The following is a 21,860-nucleotide window of genomic DNA, read 5'->3' on the forward strand; positions in this document are numbered from 1 at the left end:
ATGCGGAGATGTTTATCAAGATTTTTATGGGTGTGGAGTACCGTTCGTCAGAGTGTTGGTGTTGCTTCATGATTAGGAACACTGCGACATCCAAATCATTGTAGGGGTAATGGTAGACAAAAGAAAATTCCTCCTCATAAAATGATCATCTTGACCGAAAAATCTTTGATTTCAATTTTTCAATATTCATGTGACTGGTTTTAATCAAATACTGATCCCTTTATAAATGATTCCATAATAGTTATATGTACCGTATTTCAAAAAGGTGATTATATTCATCACCTTTTTGATTCCCTCATAAAATTCATTTACAGGGATGGAGGCACTACATTTCCTTTTAATATTGTATACACAAACTTACACAAGGATTAGAGTTTGCCGAGTGTATTCTTTATCATTTCTTCATTCTTCTTACATATTATAAATATTGGGTGATATAAGGGGTGTGGGAAAAGGGACGTACGGTATTAATTAATCCTATTAAATAGTAAAGCTGCTAAGGATTAACAAAAAGGGGGATACATAAATGGACATTAAAGTAGAAGTTGGAGATAAGGGTGCAGGAACCATCCCCTATGAGTCTCTTCCGGCATTTACTTATCTTTTTAGGGAATTGGGTTTTGAGGTGCAGCCAGATACTGAAAATAAAAAAGTACAATTATGTTCTGCATTGCATGGTAAAAGGATTGTCATTTCATCCGACTATGATGTTAAATATAACACCTTTAGAAAGCACCTTCTAGAAAGGAAGGTGCTGGTGTATATTCAAACATTCCTATCTGCATGCGGGGCAAAGGTGATTATTATGGATGAAAAGAATGAATCAGAAAGGGCGGATTTTCATGTATACTTTTCACTCTTTGAAATTCCAGGAATAAAAGAGCCCATTCTTGAATTAGTTCATAATTCAAAATCTGCTAATAAAAAGTTATTGGATATTTTTCAATATGAATGTAAAAGGACTGGAACAAAATTTAAATCTAATGAGGTAGTCAGAAGCGTAAATAACCCTTTTATTAATATACAGATTATGTATCCTGTTTTTACGGATGAAGATTTTTGGGGGAAACTTGGTGAGAAATATGCGATGTCCATAACTATAGGAATATTGGCTAAATTTCACGAAAGCTCACCTTTATCTGTTTTGTCATTAGTTCCAATTGAAATTTTCTCAAACATGTTTATTCATTCTGAAAAAACTGGGATAAATTTAGAGCCTACCATGCAAAAAGAAAAAAGTTTACCAGAAAAGAAAAAGTTTTTATTAAAGAAACCAACCATTACTAAAAGAAAAGAAGCAGAAGTGTTTTTAGATTATCATATTTTTATTGAAGAACTTGAAGAACGTAACAAAATCAAGCTTATTGGAAATCTTTATATTAAAAATATAGGTACGGAGGTTTTGCGGAATCCAGTTATCTGTCTGCGTTCCAGCCCTTCAGAAAGTATAAAAATATCTGGGCAAATATTGCCGCCCAATGTTGCCGAAACTTTGGGGGTCATGAAAAATGAAGAAACAAAAGGGTGGCAATATATGAATGAGGATTGGTTTGAAGAAATGGAGAAGGGTGAAACCTGGATATGTCCAATTCAATCTAAACATATAAACCCTAGGCAAACAGAATCTTTAACTAACTTACAAATAAGCGTCCTTCAACCTGAAGAAAACAGCAATATTCGTGTAGAGGCTTTTGTATTTTTTAAAGAACAAGATCTGGAAATCAGTTCAAGCAATCAAATTTCCTTATTATTAACGAAGAAACAATAAGGTGATAGATTTAATGGCATAGTAAACCGGGGGTGGGAGTGGGGTGATTGAAGGAAATTATCACTTTGAGAAATACTTATTAGATAATAGGAAAGTGATAAAATTATTGGACCAAGCGATAAAACAGAATAGAGGCTTTTCTCTTGCTCGTTTTGGAATCGGTGAAATAAGCTATTTAAGCTATCCAGCCAATGGATTGCTTGTACAGGAATTTAAACGGTATGAATCTTATGCGGGCGTATCCAATGTACCAGAGATAATGAGGAGGGAGTTGGTCAGGTCATTGCGGGATGCCGATATTGCCGGGTTGATAGCTCCTTGGCGGCTGGATCCTTGGGCAAAACAAACTAGAACTGTACTTGAACAACTGAAATTCATCCCTTCGAAAGTTTGTTGTGCTTGGATCATGCAGAGCCTCTTGGATGAGGGGACATTATGGCCATGGCTGAGTAATAAGAGGGTATTTCTTGTTGGACGCCGTTCAAAAGAAGCAGAAATTGTTTTTAAAAAACAAGGCGTACAAATTACTGGCAGTATAAATTTAAATGGGTATGAAGAATTAAATAAAGTACAAAATGAGCTACAGTCTAATCAGAAATGGGAAATAGCGTTAATTTCTGCCGGGATTCCGGCAACCATTTTAGCTCCAAGAATTGCAAAATTGACCCAGAAGGTTGCCATTGATTTCGGGCATGCCCTTGACATGATTCTTGATGGAAAAGAATACAAACATTCCGACCTAGTAAAAAAGTGGAACGATCAGTTTAAAGAAGAAAACAAAAATTAAAAATATAATCATTGGAGGGAAATAATATAAAAGAATACTCGCAGATTCAACCTTGAATGCAAAAGGAAGAGGTGCGAGTATCTTAGTTACACTAAATTCAGTTTACGAATTTTAATTGAATAGGAAAGGATTTTTTTCCTGTTAGTTTGAAACATTTTAATTCAGGGGTCGAGTTTGCAAACGAAATAATTAGGTGAGCTACCTCTGGGTAGTTATTTAAAGCAATATCCCCCTCTGACGGATAAGCACCATCTGTTGGGTGGGAATGGTAGATGCCAATAAATTCTTCATTCCTCCTATCGATAAGTTCAAATACATGACGAATTTGATCTAAATCCATCGAGTAGGAAAAGGAGCTCCTATTGACATTTTCCATAGGCCAAATTGTTTCTGCGACCCCATTTCGCCCTGAAAGCAGTCCACAGGCCTCATAAGGAAGTTCTCGTTTGCAATGGGAAATCATTTCTAGCCTAACATGATTGTTGATGTAAAAAGTACCGGATGTTAAACTTAAATCATTTGTTTTTTCCACAGCAACCTTTTGCTCGTACTGGCCGAACCTGGAGGGCAGAGGGAGTTTGTTGATGTTGTTGAGCGGGCTGCGGGTTAGGCATTCCTAGTTTTCTTCTTACTTTACGTCTTAGCTTATCAGATGCCATTTTTTTCTCTCCTTTTATAGGTATGCTCTATAAATATGAAAACATGAATCTTTATGTAACCCAATAATTAATAAATGGGTGGCCTAAAATGTGGGATGCATTTACAAATTGTTGAAGTAAATGATGGAATTAGACTTACCCAAGTTTCTTTACAAAAAAAAACCGAGAGATTAATATCCCTCGGGTTTTTAGTATTATACAGGGAAACGATCGCAATCTCCTACTTCAACCTCTAATCCAGGGTTAGCTGCATCTGTCAGAGCAATAGTAACAGTTGAAGTTGCACCAGTTATTAAAAGTGTAGCAGCATCTCCTAAAGGATCAGCATCAGTTAGAGTTAGTGTGAATGTAGCATTTTCTGGTACACCTCCGGCTGGTGTTATAACACCGGTACCAGTTGCAGTAAGCCCAGTTACTAATCCAGTAGCAGGATCTGTAACACATGTAGGCTGGTTAAAGTCATTGGCTGTAAATGTGAAGCTTTGGTCAAGATCGGCATCTGGTGTTCCAATTGGAGTAGGTCCTAATGTATCGATGTAGGTAACTTGAATCCTGCTACCAGCAAGGGTACATTGGTCGCAAACTAGGGCAGTCAAATCTAAGTTTCCTGTTGTTGGACCACCTAGACCGTCCTCAAATACAAGGATGGATGCTTCGCCAGTAAAGTCTGCTGAACCTTGGCAGTCGCAGTTCAATGTCGGGAAGAAGGTTGGGCATTGTTGAGGGAATCTTGGTGTTGGGCACACGAACCCATCTTCTTCAATTGGAATGACAGGACGTGGTCCACAGAACTTAGCCTCGACCTCTAGCTTAACCTCAGCCTCAACTTGAACATCTTTACACATGGTCACATCAAGTACAACCATATCACCAAGCATTTGATTTAAAACAACTGTACATTGAACATCGAAAATATTACAGTTGATTTCTGTTCCCTCAGGGAAACATAGGATTACTTCATCCATGAAACTAACAGGTACTACGAAATTACAACCTGGCAGTGGTTCTCCATTGCAAAAGAATTGAACGCGGATATGGACATGGAAGGCAAGGGAAACAATTTGGGCCCCTGGAACACTAGGAATGTTAGCTGGAATGGCTCCGATAAAATCACAGCTTCGTGTACCAACTACTTCCGAACAAGTAGCGGTTATTGTGTTACCATCATGACGTGCATCTTCAATTGCCGCAAAGCATTCCTCAGGTATTTGAACTTTATTGCGGTCACGATTTGTTAGAACAACCCAGTCATATACTTTAGTAACTCGAATACATTCAGGTCCGATGGGGTTCGGTACCACTTGTCGGCCCTGAATAGATTTGACGTTCCTTTTTTTCATCAAACATCTTTCCCTTCAGTATCAGGTTTTGAACACATTAACATACTATGGGGATATCTTTTTATGGGTACATTTTTCTTAGAAAATGGGCTAATAAAATATTATGAATGTATAAATGTATATTTATATAATCAAAATTCTAATCATAAAATCTTAAAAGAAAGATCAGGAGGTGAATAGGTGTTGGCTATTGAATGGCTTGATTTTTTTATTTTAATATTGGCTACCTTTCGGTTAACACATTTAATCGTATTTGACGAAATCACTTCATTTATCAGAAAACCTTTCTTGACTGCCACCATCCAAGAAAATGCCTCAGGACAACTGGAGGAAATCATTGAAATAAAAGGATCGGGACTTCGTCATTTCATTGGTTCGCTTTTAAGTTGCTATTGGTGTGTAGGGTTTTGGTGTTCCGTCATTACTGTACTTATTTATTATTATTTACCTGCCGCTTTTCCACTCCTATTGGTCTTTGCTGTTGCGGGAGCTGCCGCTTTTATTGAATCTAAAACATGAAAGCATAATGGTATAGGGGGGAGAAGCATAATGAACTTTATGTATCGATATTCAGACTAATAGTATATGCTGAACATCATAAAAGTGCTTCATTGACAGAGTGGCTAGGTTTTAGATGATAATCAACCTAAAAAGCTGTTGTGGATTGATAGCAAGTAAAAGTGGGCATTAAATTTTATTATTAAGCATCAGGGAGCAAGCGATTGATTAAAATCCATTCGGTACGAATGGATTTTTTCTTATAATAATAGGAATTGAAATGGAAATATAAATTGGAGTAAAACTTCATTAAAATACATGTCTGCCGAGATGATGGGGGAGAGCCGATTAGTAGGCATATGATGCCGAAGAAATCTTTAGCTAGTTCGATTCGCTGAAAATGGGAATAAAACCCTATTCTTAGAACACAGTTTCTCCTGCAAAAAATGTTAGAACTCCCCATACAAAAGATGAAGATAGATTAATATGTATGGGATTAAGCCCGGAAATGCTCAGGGAGGTACTTATCGCGACTTGAGTTTACTCGTCCTAAGGTGGCTGAGTTCTTATTAGAGGCATGAAGATAAATGAAGGCGAGTAAGCTAATGTAAACGCGTTTATAGAGATTTTTCAAAAGTTGATAGCTTTTTTAGAGTGGTATTCTTTATTCAACGAATGGAGCAGGATAGTTCAAGTACAGTTATTGAAGGTTAGTGGATTTTAAGTGAATATAACGAATTGGAGGAGGATTAATGAAAGCAATCGTGTACACAAAGTACGGTCCCCCTGACGTTCTTCATTTGAAAGAGGTAGAAAAACCGGATCCTAAGGAGAATGAAATACTGATAAAAGTAAAAGCGGCAACGGTAACAATGGGGGATATTCGGTCACGGAGCTTTACAGTTCCCCTCTCTGTTTGGCTGCCAGCTCGGATTATTATGGGATTAAGACGTCCCAAGAAAACCATATTGGGCTTGGAGTTATCTGGAGAAGTTGAGTCAGTGGGCAAAGATGTCAAGCTGTTTAAAGCAGGTGACCAGATTTTTGCAGCTTCCCAAGTGGGCTATGGTGCTTATGCCGAGTATAAGTGCTTGCGTGAAGACGGGCCCGTTTCCATAAAACCTAATAATATATCTTTTGAGGAAGCCGCAGCCATTCCAATCGGGGCACGTACAGCATTATTTTATCTTAGAAAAGCTAACGTTCAGAGTGGTCAAAAGGTTCTTGTCTATGGTGCTTCAGGGAGTGTAGGAAGTTATGCAGTACAAATTGCCAAGTATTTCGGAGCAAAAGTTACAGGGGTTTGCAGTACCGCGAATGTAGAATTGGTAAAATCTCTTGGAGCCGATAAGGTCATCGATTACACTTCAGAGGATTTTTCCAGAGATGGTGAGACCTATGATGTTATCTTTGAAGCGGTAAACAAGAGTCCGTTTTCAGCTTGTATGAAATCGTTGAAGAAGGACGGAACCTATCTAAATGTCACAGTACCGGTACCAGGTGTTCGAATGCTATGGACTAAATTGACAACCGGCAAGAAGCTGATATTGAGTCAAAATTTACCAGAAACTCCCGAAGCTCTAAACGTCCTCAAGGAGCTTGTTGAAGCAGGGAAGTTAAAAGTGATCATTGACAGATGTTATGCGTTTGAAGAATTAGTTCAAGCCCATAGGTATGTAGAGAAAGGACACAAGAAGGGAAATGTCGTAATAACTATAGAACATAATGGGGAATCCTGATGGGTGAAACAACGAAGCCCTTAAAAAGATAAGGGGTGTGTTCTTAATTATAAGGCAGCCGGTTTAAATGGAAGTATTGGGTACGGGTGTTATTGAGGTGCGCCGCTGGTACGATATAGATCTAATTATAGCAAAGGGAGTGGAAAAATGTTTCCGATTTTAGAAACAAAGCGGTTGGTCTTGAGAGAATTGGTTGAAGGTGATGCAGCAGATTTATTAAAATGTTTTTCCAATCCAGATGTATTAAGATATTATGGGCAAACTCCATTAACAAATACAGATCAGGTGAAGCAAATCATTAGGAATTTTTCAAAGAGTTACGAAGAAAAACATGGAATTAAATGGGGAATTGAATGGAAAGGAAAGGAGGGCATTATTGGAACGATTGGATTTCAAGAATGGTCTCATGAACATAAAAGGGCAGAACTGAGCTATGCACTTTTCCCAAAATATTGGGGTAACGGTTATGCAACAGAAGCTGTCAGTAAAGTGATTTCTTATGGTTTTAAAGAGCTTGAATTAACGCGTATTGGAGCAATTGTTTTTATTGAAAATAAAGCATCCAACAAATTGTTGATCAATTTAGGTTTCAAAAAGGAAGGGATATTAAGAAATTATATGTACCAAAATGATGTTTCATTTGATACTAATCTTTACTCTCTTTTACTGTAAATCTTTAATGGTATGCCAATGAATATTGAAAGGTTCACAGACAAAAAAGTGGGGGATGATACCTGTTTTACGGGAATCAATAAATGAATATTCAGATATATATTTAAAAATTCATTGTTTTCCTGTAAGATAACAATATATAAAAAACATGTCGACTTGTCGATTACTTAGAAAACGTGAGGAAAATAGAAATTATGGAATTCGAAAAAAGTGTTGAAAAAAGTTGGAGCAATCAACAAAACATTGCTCTAACAGCATATTTAAAGAAAATGAAGGGTGAAGCTAGGGAAAAGGATAGAATTGATTATATCGATTCCTTTGTTTCAGCTATGGGTGGGCTCATTGCTATAATCATTATTAGTTTTATAGCTGTCTATTTAGGGTATCCGATGGCATTAGCTCCTCTTGGGGCGAGCTGTGTCATTGTTTTTGGTGCGCATAAAAGTCTCTTGTCACAACCCCGTAATGTTATTGGAGGACATATTATCTCTACAACAATAGCTCTTATCATTTGGAGCATCTTTGGTAAAAGCTTATTCATTATCGGTCTCGTATTGGCCATTGTATTAATTATAATGACTTTTACAAAAACTGTTCACCCGCCCGCAGCAGCTAGTGCCCTTGTTTCGATCAATTCCCAAGCCGGTTGGGGATTCCTGACTTCAATTGTAATAGGCACTTTATTATTAGTTTTTATATCGATGATTTATAATAATTTATTTCAAACAAGACAATATCCAAAACACTGGTTATGAAAATTTATATCACATGCTTTTATGTGACTGTTTTGGCTCATCCTTTATTGTTCTAACTGCCTTACTTCAATAAGCGGGGAGCTGCTTTTTCTTACTATAAGAGTTAAAAACCTTACTTACCATCTTATTACATAAAAATACGTATGATAATGATTTACTAAAGCTTGATGGGCAGTGGTAAAATCCCAGTAAAAAAGGTGAATGTTCATGTCTGGAACAGTAATAGAAGATTCTTATCAAATCAGTTTGCAAAATATTCGCCATCACTCTCAGCATATCCATTTAGGAATTGAAATTCTTTTCGTAATCCGGGGAGAAGTCGAGGTCATGGTCAATCAAGATTTCTGGCATTTGGCGGAAAATGATCTCCTGCTAATTAATGCCAATGATGTCCATTCCGTAAAGGGGCATGAAGACAATGTGGTTCTATTGCTGCAAATTCCCCTTAATTCCATCGAGCAGCTTTATCAGGATATTCATATGTGTTATTTTGACTGCCATTCATCCAAAGAGGATAATGGGTTATATCTTCTTTTTGATCAAATCCGTCAACTCTTGGCTGAGATTTTAATCGCACATTACCAAGAGCAGGACGGAAGTGTACTTGAAATCAACGGCCTGATATACAAGCTAGTTACACTCCTTATCCGGAATTTCAAAACCACACATCTCGGTCACAATCGATTTATTGAAATGAAGGATGATAGAATTAGGGACATCCTTACTTTTATTGAAAAAAATTATCGCAAACAGATGTCTTTGGAAGAGATTTCTAAACGGCAATATTTATCACTATACTATTTGTCCCGTTATTTCAAGCAGGCTGTTGGTGTCAGTTTTTCACAATATGTAAAGCAAACCCGATTGAAATCAGCTGTTCATGAGCTATTATATACCGATCATAACATCATGAAAGTCTCGTTAAATAATGGTTTTTCTAATGTGAAAGCTTTTAACAAGGCTTTTAAGGAAATGTACAATCAAACACCTGCCGAATATCGAGGTCTTCATAAAAAAGAACCTTTCCAGGAAATAAATAATATAGGCGAACAATATACCTTGGTGAATTCACCGCACTTTTTAATTGAATTGAGCAAGTATATTTCGCAAAAGGACCGAAATGTTACGGTGAAAGAATCGGGGGTTTCGACGGTACATATCAACCTCCCGGAAGAACCTGTTCTTGTCCGGGATAAAGCCCAGCGATTACTGGTGATGGGACAGCTGGAATATGCCTTAAATGATGAGGTCCAAGCTGAATTAAAGCTAATTCAGGAGCAGCTTCATTTTGAATATGCCTATTTCACGAACCTATTTTCCCCCTCGTTTACGATAATGGACCCGCTTTTGCAAATAGGGGGGCCGTATTATAAGATTGATGCGTTATTTAACGAGTTTCAAAGACTGGGTTTAATTCCATTCATTAGTGTGGAATTTGAAAAGGAAGTCGTAAGCTGTCCGGATTATATAAAGATGTTAGATGAATTTTTACAGCATTCTGTCAGTTATTTTGGCGATGCCTATGTCGGGAAATGGCAATTTGAATTGGTTTTCGCAAAGTGGGACCAGACAGCACGGACTTTTTATCAACAATACTTTCAAACTGTGAAAAAAAGGGCTTCCACCGCAAAAGTCGGAGTTCATGTGCCATTTTCCTTAGAAAAAGGTTTATCAGTCCCTGTTACTGAATTTTTAAAGCAAATGGACCAAATTGATCTGGTGTGCTTTAGCTGCAATCCAAATGAACAAGTTGACTTTACCGATATGGATAACAGTTCCTTTAAGGGTGTAAAGAATCATATAAAGAAATCGTGTATGGAATTAAAGGCGAACCTTTCGTCAGCTGGCTTGGCTGGCACACCCATTTACCTGACAAACTGGAATACACTATACGGTAATACAGTAAATTTAAGCGGAACTTTTTTTCGATCAGCTCTCATTTTTAAAGACATGCTTGATGTTGTAAAAGAGATTTCCGGTTTGGGATTCTGGATTGATACCCATTCGTTAGAAAAAAGTAATATGGATAACGAAGATATTGCTATGAATGGAATTGCCCTGCTTTATTATTATCAAATAAAACGTCCGGCGTTTTTTAACATCCAATTAATTGCGAAAATTGGACTGGAGATTTTAGCTGAAGGGGAGGACTTTGTACTGACGAAGGGGAAACAAGGGTACCAATTGGCTATTTATAACAATTCCTATGTTAATCCCACTTATTCTATCGAAAGTTTCTTTTTGAGCTCTTTAACAAAGGAAAAGAAAATCATGATTTCAGGGTTGCCTTCTGGCACTTATCAAATTCGCAAATACATTCTCGATAGAAATAACGGTGCTTTTTACTTTAATTGGCTCAATCTCAACCAACAGTATATCTATGATCAAGAGATCATTACGTATCTTAAGCAGCGAGCCTATCCAGATTTGCAAATCTATGAGGAAAACATTGAATCGGAGCTCTTAGTGCAATCCACCTTGACGTTAAACGCCATTCATCTCTTTGAAATTAGGCCATTAGGTTAAAACTTAATGGTCTTTTTTTGTTGTTTGGTTAAGCGAAGTTATGAAAAAGGGCAAATGAAGGGGGATGTTTTCGACAATGATTGGAATGTTTTCAATACTTTAAAAATTTATAATGAAGACAAGAAAGCGATTACATAAATATTAATTCGGAGGTAGCCTTTTATGTCTGTTTCTCAAGGAACGATTAAGAAGCAAAGCGATGCAAAACTTTCGGTATCAAAGGAAAAGAATACCGGTGGGGTTTTGTTGACTACAGCTTTAATGGCTGGTTATTCCATGATTTACATGGACAAAAACATGATTTCGACTGCAATTATCCCAATTGCGGAACAATTCCATCTAACAACAAGTCAAACCGGTTTGATAATGAGCTTATTTTTCTTGGGTTATTCGTTAATGCAGATACCTGGGGGATGGCTCGCAGATAGGATTGGATATAAAAAGGTACTAATACTTTCGCTTTCGCTCATTATGATATTTTCATTTGCATTTGGCCTTGCTGGAAGCTTATTGATGTTTATTTTGATTCGTTTCTTGGCTGGGGTTGGCCATGCAGGCTATCCTCCAAGCTGTTCAAAAGGAATCGCCGAAAATTTCCCGAAAACAAGACGGACTTTTATTCAATCGCTCATTTTGTCAACGAGTGGAATTGGCGGAATTTTTGCTTTTGTAATCGGGGCACGGCTGATTGACTTAAATTGGCACTATGCCTACTATGCACTGGGGACATTTTTTGCCATTGCATTACTTATGGTTGCTTTATTGGTACCTAATAGCCAACCAACTGCCAAAACGAAGATTGAAAAGAAACAAGTTAGTTTTAAGTCAGTGATTTCCAATCGAAATGTAATTATTTTATTCGTCGGCATGCTGCTGGCGAATGTGGCTTTTTATGGAAATATGTCATGGCTGCCAACTTTCCTAAAGACAAAATTTTTACTATCCATTAGTACGGTTGGGATAATCCTGGCAGTGAACGCTATTGGAGGAACGTTAGCCTCCATATTTGCAGGTGTATTGTTGACAAAATATTTCGCTGGCAAGGAAAAGTTACTGTTAATGGTATGTTCAGTCCTTTCATCATTGTTGTTTCTTGGTTTAGTACTCTCAAATTCCTTGGCACTTTCCATTGCTTTCTTATATGTGCTCACATTTTTACTAACCACTATTTTTGTGGGAATTTTCTCTTGGCCGCACAAAATTTTGCCTGAGAATGTAATTGGGTCATCCATTGGGATCGTCAATACGGGGGGAACGCTTGGGGGTTTTATTGCCCCGATGGCATTTGGTGCTTTAATTTCCATGGCAGGTGGCTCGTTTTCCATCGTATTTATCACCTTGGCAATGGCCGTTGTAATATGCGGTCTAGTGATACTTACTGTTAAAACTGAAAAATAAATAGGAGGGAAAAAGATGTTAGATCAACTATTGCAAAAACTTGAAGAGAAAAAAGAAAGAATGATAGAAATTCGCAGATATCTCCATCAACATCCTGAATTATCTTTTAAAGAAGAAAAAACGGCTCAATACATTGCTGATTTTTATAAAGATAAGAGTGTAATGATACGGACAAATGTTGGCGGATATGGAGTGGTTGTGACAATCGAGGGCGGACTCCCTGGTAAAACAGTTGCCCTGCGTGCCGATTTTGATGGACTGCCAATTATGGAAGAAGCAGATGTACCATTTAAATCGAGCAATCCAGGTGTTATGCATGCATGCGGTCATGATGGGCACACTGCCTATCTAATGATTTTAGCCGAAGCATTAATCGAAATGAAAGACCAATTAAGAGGAAACGTCGTTATCTTGCATCAGCCTGCGGAAGAAACACCTCCAGGTGGAGCAATTGCCATGATTAAAGATGGATGTTTAGAAGGTGTGGATAGTATTTTCGGTATTCACCTCATGTCCCTATCGGTGACTGGGGAAGTCTGTTATCGTGCTGGAGAAATGCAGGCCGGGCGCTCGTATTTCAAAGTGAAAATCCAAGGAAAAGGCGGACATGGTTCGATGCCGCATACAAGCAATGACAGTATTGTCGCAGCAAGCCATTTTGTTGTAGCAGCCCAGACGATCGTCAGTCGCCGAATCAATCCTTTTGATATGGCGACAGTAACGATTGGCTCGTTTGATGGAAAGGGATCATTTAATGTTATAAAGGACAGCGTGGAACTTGAAGGAGACGTTAGAACCATGTCAAGTGAAGTTCGTGCTACAGTGGAAATGGAATTCAAGCGAATTTTAGCGGGGCTTGCTCAAGAATTTGATATTACCTATGACTTAATATACTCACATGATTACCCTGTTTTAGTTAATGATAAAGCCATGACGGAACTGGTTGTAAACGGGATTGAAAAGGCCGGAATTCCTGAAATTAAAGCGTTAGTGGAAACGCCGCCAATGTCGGGATCGGAGGATTTTGCATACTATTTGCAGAAGATTCCAGGCAGTATGTTTTATGTTGGCGCAAAGCCGGATGTTGGTCCGGTTTATCCACACCATCATCCTAAATTCGTCATTAATGAAGACAGCTTGATCATCGCGGCAAAAGCAATGGCAGCTGTTGTTGCAGAATATTTTGGACAGAAGTAAACAAAAGGAAAAAAGGGGGATGGTTCTTATGCTTGCGGCGTGGGGACCTTCTTCTTGTAAAGGAGTGATCGGATGTCTTTCACTAATTTAAAAGAGTTAATAGAACTAGCAAAGCAGGAAAAATCAACTATTTCTGAATTAATGATAAAAACAGAGGTACAACAGAAAGGTTGTTCCAGGGAGATGATTTTCGAAAAAATGACGGAACAATTTACAGTAATGGAGGAAGCTGTCCGCAGAGGTACAAAGAGCCCAGTCATGTCGCGTACTGGTTTGACGGGCGGGGATGGAAACCGACTTCATCAGTATGCCCAAAATGGGAATTCCTTTGTCAATCCCAGAACATTGAATGCTGCAGCAAATGCGCTCGCGGTATCAGAAGTAAATGCTGCTATGGGGCGGATAGTGGCGACGCCAACAGCTGGTTCAGCGGGAATTTTGCCCGCTGTCCTTGTTCACGCCCTTGACAGCGGGAAATTTACCCGAAAGCAGATTGTCCAGTCCATATTCACTGCTTCTGCCCTCGGCTTAGTTGTTGCAAATAAAGCTTCGATATCAGGGGCAGCCGGCGGGTGCCAAGCTGAAATCGGTTCAGCAACCGCGATGGCAGCCGGCACCCTGGTGGAGCTTGCCGGTGGAACCCCAATGCAAGTTGGAAATGCCGTCGGAATTGCTTTGAAAAATTCATTGGGATTGGTTTGTGACCCGGTTGCAGGGCTGGTGGAAATTCCGTGCATCATCCGCAACGGTTTACATGCAATAACCGCCCAAGCCGCAGCAGATATGGCTTTAGCCGGGATAGCCAGCGTCATCCCACCGGATGAAGTGATCCATGTGATGCATGAAGTCGGGCAGCAAATGCCAGAATCGTTGAGAGAAACCGGGATTGGCGGTCTTGCCGGAACTCCGACCGGGCAAAAACTAAAGAAACAGATTCTAAACGGAAAAACTAGTGGCAGTGGGCCGGCAAAATACCAAAGTGTGTATGAAATCATCGGGCCCGTAATGGTTGGCCCTTCGAGTTCCCATACAGCCGGGGCTGTTCGGATCGGGAATATTACACGCCAGCTTTTAAATGAAAATCCAATATATGTAAAGTTCTCGCTGATGGGCTCTTTTGCCGAAACCTATCAAGGCCATGGTACAGACCTAGCTTTATTGGCCGGTGTTCTTGGGCTATCTACCATGGATGATGGCATTCCAAATGCAAAGAAAATTGCTGAGGAAAATGGCTTACAATATGAATTCACGAAAAGGGTGCTCGGAAGCTATCATCCGAATACCGTTCTCGTAGAATTGACAGGGGGCGCACGTACTGTAAAGGTTTTGGCCAGCTCTTTAGGCGGTGGAAAAGTGGAGGTTCAGGAATTCGATGAATATCCATTTAAATTTTCAGGAGAACGGCCAACACTTGTGATTCGTCATTCCGATCAAAAAGGGGTTATTGCCGAATTATCGGATATTCTTTATCAAAAAGGGATCAATATAGCACGTATGGCCAATGAACGTTCCAAAATCAATGGTGATGCCATAACGGTTTGTGAAATCGACAATATAATCGAAGACACTTTCTTATCTTTATTAAAAAGAGAGATTCCGATTATTGACGAAATTGTCTTGGTTCAAACTAAGTAGTTACCTGCAATCGTATTTTCGCTGATTCAAAAAAGCATGGTATGCGATTAAATTCATAAAAGGCATTCGGATTTCTTTCCGAATGCCTTTTGTCAATAAACTGAAGCAATAGGGAATCGACTGTATAGAAGCTTTTTCTGCTGTAGGGCCCCTTTTATAACCTATTAATAACGACCGGTGTTCGCAGAAATAATGAGAGCACCACTTGAAGAATAAATACCTACTTTGACCAAAGCATTATACGGATTTAAATTCCATAAATGTGCAGTATAACAGGACGTCTGACCTTTCATGATCCAACCGTTACCACCGGAACTGGCACAACTTGTAAATGCTCTCTTTGTTGTGCCATTAAAACTATCCACCCAAACATTTGCATAGTAATCATACGGAGCAGCCGAATAAAACTTTAGGTATCCCCAAGCCGTATGACAATACGCACTTCCTTTTAGCTGCACATAACCAATTTTTACACCGTTTTTATAAATATATTCTGTTTCATAGGTGATTGGACTTTTATTCACACAGCCTGTCGAATAGTTATGTAGTAAAGGAATAGTATTCCATTCCCATTAATAGAACGAATACTGGCCATAGGCCTTTTTTGATTTATTAATATATAAATTACATTGTTCTTATATTTTATTAATAATGCAAAGGTAGTATTTTAATTGGTAATTACCTAAAAATTATAAATTGAGGAGGATATTTGTCTATTTTCAAAATGATTACATAATGTATGGGGCTAAACGATAAATAGGAGGAATTGATTTTGAAAGCGAAAAATAAATTTGCTGCAATGTTGACAGTTGTAACGGTAGGATTAACAACTTCTTTATCAAGTGTACAAGCATTCTCGGAATCTTCAAATTCAGAAAATAACCGTAAACCGGAGCTCGTTTTTCCTGTAATCAGTGATGTACATATTGATGATGGATCAACTGCTGATATGAACAAGTTTAGAACAGCCATGGATCAATTAAACAAAGCTGCGCCTAAACAGGATGCTTTTGTGGTCGTTGGGGATTTAACGGATTATGGATACGCTACTGAATATGATAAGTTCTTCTCCATTTATAATGAGAAGAAACAAGCTGATGTCCAATCCATGTTTACAATGGGAAACCATGATTATTGGAATGGACTTTCCGTTGAAAAAGCACAAGATCGTTTTCTCGAGAAATCAGGAATGGATTCCCTTTACTATCATAAAAAAGTAAATGCATATGATTTTATTTCGTTAAGTCCCGAAAATGGTAATACGCATGGTTTATATTCTGTTAATCAAATAAACTGGCTAGCTGAAAAGTTAGCTGCAGCAGAAAAAGAGAATCCGGACCAACCCATCTTTGTTTTTCTTCATCAACACATTAAAGACACTGTATATGGAAGTGACTTGTGGGGGACTCAGGAAAACAAAGAACTTTTATATGATACGTTAAAAAAGCATCCACAAGTTATTACATTTTCAGGCCATTCTCATTATCCACTTGAGGACCCGAGAACGATTCATCAAAAAGACTTTACGTCTGTTGGCACGTCTTCTGTGAGTTATTTGGAATTAGAACCGGGCAAACTTCAAGGGTTTCATCCAGAAGGATATCGGGATATTAGTCAAGGAATGATTGTAGAAGTATATAATAATGAAGTTATCATTAAAAAACGTGACTTTCATAAAGACGATTGGACAGGAAAACCATGGGTAATAAAAAATAAATTTAAATATACAGACGACCGAGATCAGTTGTCACCGTCTTTTGCAGGTAAAGACAAGGCTTCGATTGTAAAAGAAAAATCGACACTAAGAAGTTTAAATGTGACATTTCCCCAGGCGAAAGATAACGTGCTTGTACATTCTTATCACATAACGGCCAAAAACAAGGAATCAGGGGAGCTAGACGCAGATTTCACCGCATTTTCTGAATTCTATCTTGATCCTGTGCCAAAGAATTTAGAGTTCCCTGTAACCGGACTTAAGCCAGGAACAGATTATGAAATTAAGGTACAAGCACTGGATTCATTTAACAATAGCAGTAAAAAGGTGTTACTGGCTGATGGTCAGACAAAAGCACTGGAAATGGTCTCTGCACAAGCTTCTCCATCATTGGTAACGACAGGTGAATCGACTACACTCCAAGTGAAGGTGAAAAACTTTGGAAATGATAGTGTAAAAGGAAAAATTAAAGTTGATGCACCTGAAGGGTGGAGTGTGGAGCACAATGAACTTGAATATGAGCTTTCAGGATCTGAAGAAAAGAATTTGCCAATAAAAGCTATACCTAGTAAAGAAAGTTCCGGTTCTTCACAATTCACGATTACTGCTTACGAGGGAGGCCAAACAATTGGCTCCAAGAATATAAATATATTCGTCAACATGATGCTTGGAGAAAGTTTTGACCAATTGGACTCTGCATTAAAGCCAGCAGTGAATGAAAACATTCCAAGTTCCATTCTCGGCTGGAGCCATACAGCTCCTAACGGCTGGTCGGTTACAAATAGCTCGAATATGCCAGCTGGTACAGAGAAGTGGCAAGGGTGGAGCTTCACAACAAAGGAATTTTGGACAAAAGCGGAAGACCAAGATCGTAGCAAATTTGAACTTGGACAAGGTGTTATAGCAGTAGCGGATCCTGATGAATGGGATGATAACGGTTCACAGGCATCAAAAGGCTTTTTTGATAGTACATTAACTTCCCCTTCTGTAAAAGTTGAGGGTGCAAAAGATCTATACGTAGGATTTGCTTCTCACTATAAACAAGAAGGAACACAAACGGCTGAAGTAACTGCTGTCTTTGATAATGGGGAAAAACAACAAGTACTCGTTTATGACAATAAAGCAGCTTCGGATAATAAAAATGGACATGTTTTGAATAAGTATGAAGTTAAATCGATTAAGGTTCCTGAAGATGCATCTTCTATGAAATTACAATGGAGAATGCATAATGCGAAAAAAAATTGGTTTTGGTCGATTGACGATATTAGATTGGATGACCAAATGATCGTCTCGCCAAATTAATAAGAAGAACAGGTGAACTTTTCTTGAAATTTATAAAAAGCGGACTTTCCTTAAGGGGAAGTTCGCTTTTTTCTATGTCTTACAAACTCGGGACAAATAGTAAACTAATAAACCTTCATGATCTTTTCCGTGTGCTTGATAAAGGTTTCGCCTAATTAATTTCGTATTTTTAATGAAAATACTGAAGTGCATCTATATATAATACTTGGATAATTTATAAATAATATCATTATTATAAAAGGTGTTAAAAAAATTTCTAACAAAAAACAAGCTTAGCGGGGACTCCGCTAGATGCTTGCGTCAAGGAAGCTTGATAAACAGTCGGCGGAAAAGGCTCTGATTTCGGAACTCATCTGAAACTTTCATAAAGTAAAAAACCAAAGGTAAACTAAATAAAGACTTGGTTATACAGCATGATGATTTTATATTGTTTAATACTGAAACCTCAATGGATTGAAGGAATATGCGACATTCCTGCCGGAAAACTGTCTGCCGAGACCCCACAGAAGCTTTCGTCTAGGAGTCTTGACAGTTGGTGGAAAGGGAACGGATTTTAGAATTCGTTTTTCAATAAAAAAATATAGATCTAAAATAGAATAGGATTTTTTTCATGTATTTTAGAAAATTTTAAGATTTGTGTGATATGTTTTTTTGAGTTCTAAGAAAAAGTTATCATGGAAATGCAAGAACAGCAGATAAACAACTTTTCTATAAAAGAGTAAACGAAAGATCGATACGGGGTGAAAAAATTGTCAATTAAAATGAGGTTTCTGTTGTCCTACGTTGGCGTAATTCTTATTTCCATCACTTTATTTTTAACAGCCGGATTTTTACTTATTTTTGCAATAACAGGTGATGTAAAATCGATAGAGCATCTATATAAAAACTCTTATCTCCAAAAACCTTTGACTGCAGCAGAAGAAAGTGTGTTTCTCGATTTAAAGCTTTTGGCAAAAAATAACCCTGAACAGCTTCTGAACGAAGAGCAGCTGAAGAAGCTTGAACATGGAGATATTGAGATTGTCGTTAGAAAAGTTAATGACATTGAGTATGCGTCCCCCGCACTTGATAAGCTAGGCTTGGTTCAATCACTTCCCATCTTCGAAGAAACGAACATCAATACACGGGACACAATCAAAATGAAAGACTCTTTTTTCACTTATGTGAAGTTTGATTTTTATTTTTCGGATAGAAGTGAAGGAAGCATTTTTGTCATGAGAAAGGCAAGTTCCTATGCCGAGCTGACTCGTGAGTCATTTCCCATTTTATTCTCCCTATTGTTATTACTGTTTGTAATGATTATTGGACTTTTAAATTATTTAGTTTCAAGAAGCATCATCAAACCTATCTCAATACTTAAAGAGGGAGCGGAGCGGATAAAATCAGGAGATTTAAACTTTGAAATCAAAGCGACTTCGAATGATGAAATCGGACAATTGAATAGGGAATTTGAGGAAATGAGAAAAAAGTTAAAGGAGTCCGTAAACCTTCAGCTTCAGTATGAGGAAAATCGCAAAGAACTTCTTTCCAATATTTCTCATGATTTGAAGACACCCATCACTTCGATTATGGGTTATGTTGAGGGGATAAAAGACGGGGTAGCAAACACCCCGCAGAAAATGGATAAGTATTTATCGACGGTATACCTGAAAGCAAGGGATATGGATTCATTGATAGATGAATTGTTTTTATTTTCAAAATTGGATTTAAAAAAGGAACTATTCACTTTTGAGACGGTCAGAATGGATAAATATTTGAAAGATTACGTAGAAGAGCTTCAACTGGATTTACTTCAACAAGGAATCCAAATTGAACTTCAACAGCTGTATAAACCGATATACGTGTCAGCGGATAGAGAGAAACTGAAACGCGTATTGGCCAACCTGATCAGCAATTGTGTAAAGTATATGAATAAAGATGAAAAACACATTTCCATTTCTCTGCATGAAGGACTATATGATGTAGTTGTACAAGTAACAGATAATGGTTATGGAATAGAATCTTCCGCTTTGCCTTATATTTTTAACCGATTTTATCGGGCTGAGCAATCTAGGAATTCCCTGACAGGTGGAAGTGGTTTAGGGCTTGCGATCGCAAAAAAAATTATCGACGAGCATGGAGGAGATATCTGGGCTACCAGTGAGATAGGAAAAGGTACAAGTGTTTTCTTTTCCATAAAGAAAGGTGAGGAAATGTGAAAAAGATATTACTTATTGAAGACGAAGTCAGTATTGCAGAATTGCAAAGGGACTATTTGGAAATTAATGATTTTAGTGTCGATATTCAACACACTGGTGATGCAGGTCTCCAACAGGCCCTTCAAGGAAATTATCATTTAATCATTTTGGACATCATGCTTCCAGGGTTAAATGGCTTTGAGATATGCAAACAAATACGTGCTGTCAAAAATATCCCGATTTTGCTTGTATCTGCGAAAAAGGAAGATATTGATAAAATTCGGGGGCTTGGACTAGGAGCGGATGATTATATTACAAAGCCCTTTAGTCCAAGTGAACTAGTTGCAAGAGTGAAAGCGCACTTAGCGCGTTATGAACGTTTATCAGGAAGTCACCCCAAATCTAATTCAATCTATGTTCATGGAATTTCAATAGATAAGTCAGCACGCAGGGTTCACATAAACGGGGAGGTGGTCCCGTTTACAACAAAGGAATTCGATACTTTAGTGTTTTTTGTCATGCATCCTAATCAAGTATTAAGTAAAGAGCAGCTCTATGAAAATATTTGGGGATTGGAATCGGCTGCGGATGTTTCGACTGTCACTGTCCATATCAGGAAACTACGTGAAAAAATTGAAAGAAATCCTGCACATCCTAAATTTTTGGAAACTGTTTGGGGAGCGGGGTATCGTTTTAATGTTTAAATAATATATTTTATGACCCGTCACGCAGGTGACGGGATTTTTTTTATAAAACCTTAAGAAACTTTATGAATAAGTTAATCATTTTTTAAGAAATTGTTTAGAGGGAGTTTAAGATTAAGCCCTAATATAATGGGGACGGATCGAGAAATGCAACTAAAAAATATAAGGGGGAAAAATAATCATGCAACCTCAAACACATTTATAGCACAAGTCATTTTGGTGCATCAAGATGACGGAAAATCCATTTGGGCAGATGAAAGGATGGTGTGTTTCATGTGGATACGGCTAACGATTGTCATCGGATGCCTATTCATCCTTCAAGGGTGTGCCTTAGATAGCGAAAGAGAGTCAAATAAACAGCAAAAGGAGTCAGGAAAGGGAATGAATGAATTACTGATTCAAGCAGTAGCACGAAAAGAAACAGAAAGAATAAGGAGTTTGATTGAGGAAGGTGCAGATATTAATACACAGGACTCGGCAGGGCGAACCGCCACTATGATTGCGACTTATAACAACGATGCAGAGTCTGCAAAAATCCTTATTGAAGCGGGTGCAGACGTCAACATTCAGGATGAAATGAAAAATAGCCCCTTCTTGTATGCCGGTGCTGAAGGTTATCTAGATTTAGTTAAACTTACGATTGAAGCAGGTGCCGACCCATCCATAACCAACCGTTATGGAGGAACGGCTTTAATCCCTGCTTCGGAACATGGATATGTAGAGGTTATTAAAGAACTCCTAACTAAAACTGATATTGATGTGAATCATGTAAATGATCTCGGTTGGACAGCTTTGCTAGAAGCCATCATTTTGAATGATGGTGACGGAAAACAGCAGCGAACAGTGCAATTGTTAATAGATCATGGTGCAGGTGTCAACATTCCTGATAATAATAATGTGACCCCTTTACAACATGCCCGAGAAAAAGGATTTAAAGAGATTGAACAAATTTTATTAACAGCAGGAGCAAAATAATCAGATTGCGATAC

Annotated in this window: 17 protein-coding genes and 1 pseudogene; 15 read left to right on the forward strand and 3 right to left on the reverse strand. The window is 38.1% G+C overall.

Features of this window, described 5'->3' with window-relative positions:
* Nucleotides 1–526: 526 nt before the first annotated feature.
* Nucleotides 527–1,768 (forward strand): hypothetical protein, encoded by a 1,242-nt coding sequence (locus ACFX4H_RS04815; RefSeq protein WP_377434217.1) that lies wholly within the window; start codon nt 527–529, stop codon nt 1,766–1,768.
* Nucleotides 1,769–1,811: 43 nt separating this feature from the next.
* A complete protein-coding gene (locus ACFX4H_RS04820; protein ID WP_377434220.1) occupies nt 1,812–2,555 on the forward strand; it encodes a GT-D fold domain-containing protein in 744 nt (247 codons plus the stop codon).
* Between the two features lie 97 nt (nt 2,556–2,652).
* Here ACFX4H_RS04820 and ACFX4H_RS04825 read toward each other — a convergent pair whose 3' ends face one another.
* Nucleotides 2,653–3,087 (reverse strand): M67 family metallopeptidase, encoded by a 435-nt coding sequence (locus ACFX4H_RS04825; protein WP_377434223.1) that lies wholly within the window; start codon nt 3,085–3,087, stop codon nt 2,653–2,655.
* Between the two features lie 321 nt (nt 3,088–3,408).
* Nucleotides 3,409–4,515 carry a BMQ_0737 family morphogenetic spore coat protein gene (locus ACFX4H_RS04830; protein ID WP_377434226.1) on the reverse strand — a complete coding sequence of 369 codons (1,107 nt, stop codon included), beginning with the start codon at nt 4,513–4,515 and terminating at the stop codon, nt 3,409–3,411.
* A 219-nt stretch (nt 4,516–4,734) separates the two neighbouring features.
* On the opposite strand from ACFX4H_RS04830, the gene ACFX4H_RS04835 reads away from it, so the two are divergent.
* The 9 genes and pseudogenes from ACFX4H_RS04835 (at nt 4,735) to sdaAB (ending at nt 14,974) form a co-directional block, all read left to right on the forward strand.
* Nucleotides 4,735–5,073, forward strand: coding sequence for a DUF1360 domain-containing protein (locus ACFX4H_RS04835; RefSeq protein WP_095392311.1), 339 nt, complete (start codon nt 4,735–4,737; stop codon nt 5,071–5,073).
* A gap of 731 nt (nt 5,074–5,804) precedes the next feature.
* Nucleotides 5,805–6,791, forward strand: a complete 987-nt coding sequence (locus ACFX4H_RS04840) for an NAD(P)-dependent alcohol dehydrogenase (protein ID WP_377434229.1) — start codon at nt 5,805–5,807, stop codon at nt 6,789–6,791.
* A 147-nt stretch (nt 6,792–6,938) separates the two neighbouring features.
* Nucleotides 6,939–7,463 carry a GNAT family N-acetyltransferase gene (locus ACFX4H_RS04845; protein ID WP_239858253.1) on the forward strand — a complete coding sequence of 175 codons (525 nt, stop codon included), beginning with the start codon at nt 6,939–6,941 and terminating at the stop codon, nt 7,461–7,463.
* A 194-nt stretch (nt 7,464–7,657) separates the two neighbouring features.
* A complete protein-coding gene (locus ACFX4H_RS04850; protein ID WP_057277470.1) occupies nt 7,658–8,218 on the forward strand; it encodes an HPP family protein in 561 nt (186 codons plus the stop codon).
* A gap of 207 nt (nt 8,219–8,425) precedes the next feature.
* Nucleotides 8,426–10,744, forward strand: a complete 2,319-nt coding sequence (locus ACFX4H_RS04855; protein ID WP_377434232.1) for a helix-turn-helix domain-containing protein — start codon at nt 8,426–8,428, stop codon at nt 10,742–10,744.
* Between the two features lie 162 nt (nt 10,745–10,906).
* Nucleotides 10,907–12,142, forward strand: a complete 1,236-nt coding sequence (locus ACFX4H_RS04860) for an MFS transporter (protein WP_377434235.1) — start codon at nt 10,907–10,909, stop codon at nt 12,140–12,142.
* A 15-nt stretch (nt 12,143–12,157) separates the two neighbouring features.
* The gene (locus tag ACFX4H_RS04865; RefSeq protein ID WP_377434238.1) at nt 12,158–13,339 is read left to right on the forward strand and encodes an amidohydrolase; all 1,182 of its coding nucleotides are present in this window, start codon (nt 12,158–12,160) and stop codon (nt 13,337–13,339) included.
* Between the two features lie 72 nt (nt 13,340–13,411).
* Nucleotides 13,412–14,284, forward strand: a pseudogene (gene sdaAA, locus ACFX4H_RS04870) (L-serine ammonia-lyase, iron-sulfur-dependent, subunit alpha); the annotation flags it as partial.
* 36 nt (nt 14,285–14,320) lie between these two features.
* Nucleotides 14,321–14,974 (forward strand): L-serine ammonia-lyase, iron-sulfur-dependent subunit beta, encoded by a 654-nt coding sequence (gene sdaAB / locus ACFX4H_RS04875; protein WP_377434734.1) that lies wholly within the window; start codon nt 14,321–14,323, stop codon nt 14,972–14,974.
* A 164-nt stretch (nt 14,975–15,138) separates the two neighbouring features.
* Here sdaAB and ACFX4H_RS04880 read toward each other — a convergent pair whose 3' ends face one another.
* The gene (locus ACFX4H_RS04880) at nt 15,139–15,498 is read right to left on the reverse strand and encodes a DUF2690 domain-containing protein (protein ID WP_377434241.1); all 360 of its coding nucleotides are present in this window, start codon (nt 15,496–15,498) and stop codon (nt 15,139–15,141) included.
* A 248-nt stretch (nt 15,499–15,746) separates the two neighbouring features.
* On the opposite strand from ACFX4H_RS04880, the gene ACFX4H_RS04885 reads away from it, so the two are divergent.
* From ACFX4H_RS04885 to ACFX4H_RS04900, 4 genes are all read left to right on the forward strand, one after another.
* Nucleotides 15,747–17,990 carry a metallophosphoesterase gene (locus ACFX4H_RS04885; RefSeq protein ID WP_377434243.1) on the forward strand — a complete coding sequence of 748 codons (2,244 nt, stop codon included), beginning with the start codon at nt 15,747–15,749 and terminating at the stop codon, nt 17,988–17,990.
* A 749-nt stretch (nt 17,991–18,739) separates the two neighbouring features.
* Nucleotides 18,740–20,188 (forward strand): sensor histidine kinase, encoded by a 1,449-nt coding sequence (locus ACFX4H_RS04890; protein WP_377434245.1) that lies wholly within the window; start codon nt 18,740–18,742, stop codon nt 20,186–20,188.
* Nucleotides 20,185–20,871, forward strand: coding sequence for a response regulator transcription factor (locus ACFX4H_RS04895; protein ID WP_214810432.1), 687 nt, complete (start codon nt 20,185–20,187; stop codon nt 20,869–20,871). The genes ACFX4H_RS04890 and ACFX4H_RS04895 overlap by 4 nt, the downstream gene beginning before the upstream one ends.
* A gap of 273 nt (nt 20,872–21,144) precedes the next feature.
* Nucleotides 21,145–21,846 (forward strand): ankyrin repeat domain-containing protein, encoded by a 702-nt coding sequence (locus tag ACFX4H_RS04900; RefSeq protein WP_377434248.1) that lies wholly within the window; start codon nt 21,145–21,147, stop codon nt 21,844–21,846.
* Nucleotides 21,847–21,860: the final 14 nt, after the last annotated feature.

Source organism: Peribacillus sp. YIM B13477, assembly GCF_042787955.1.
GTDB classification, from domain to species: domain Bacteria; phylum Bacillota; class Bacilli; order Bacillales; family DSM-1321; genus Peribacillus; species Peribacillus frigoritolerans.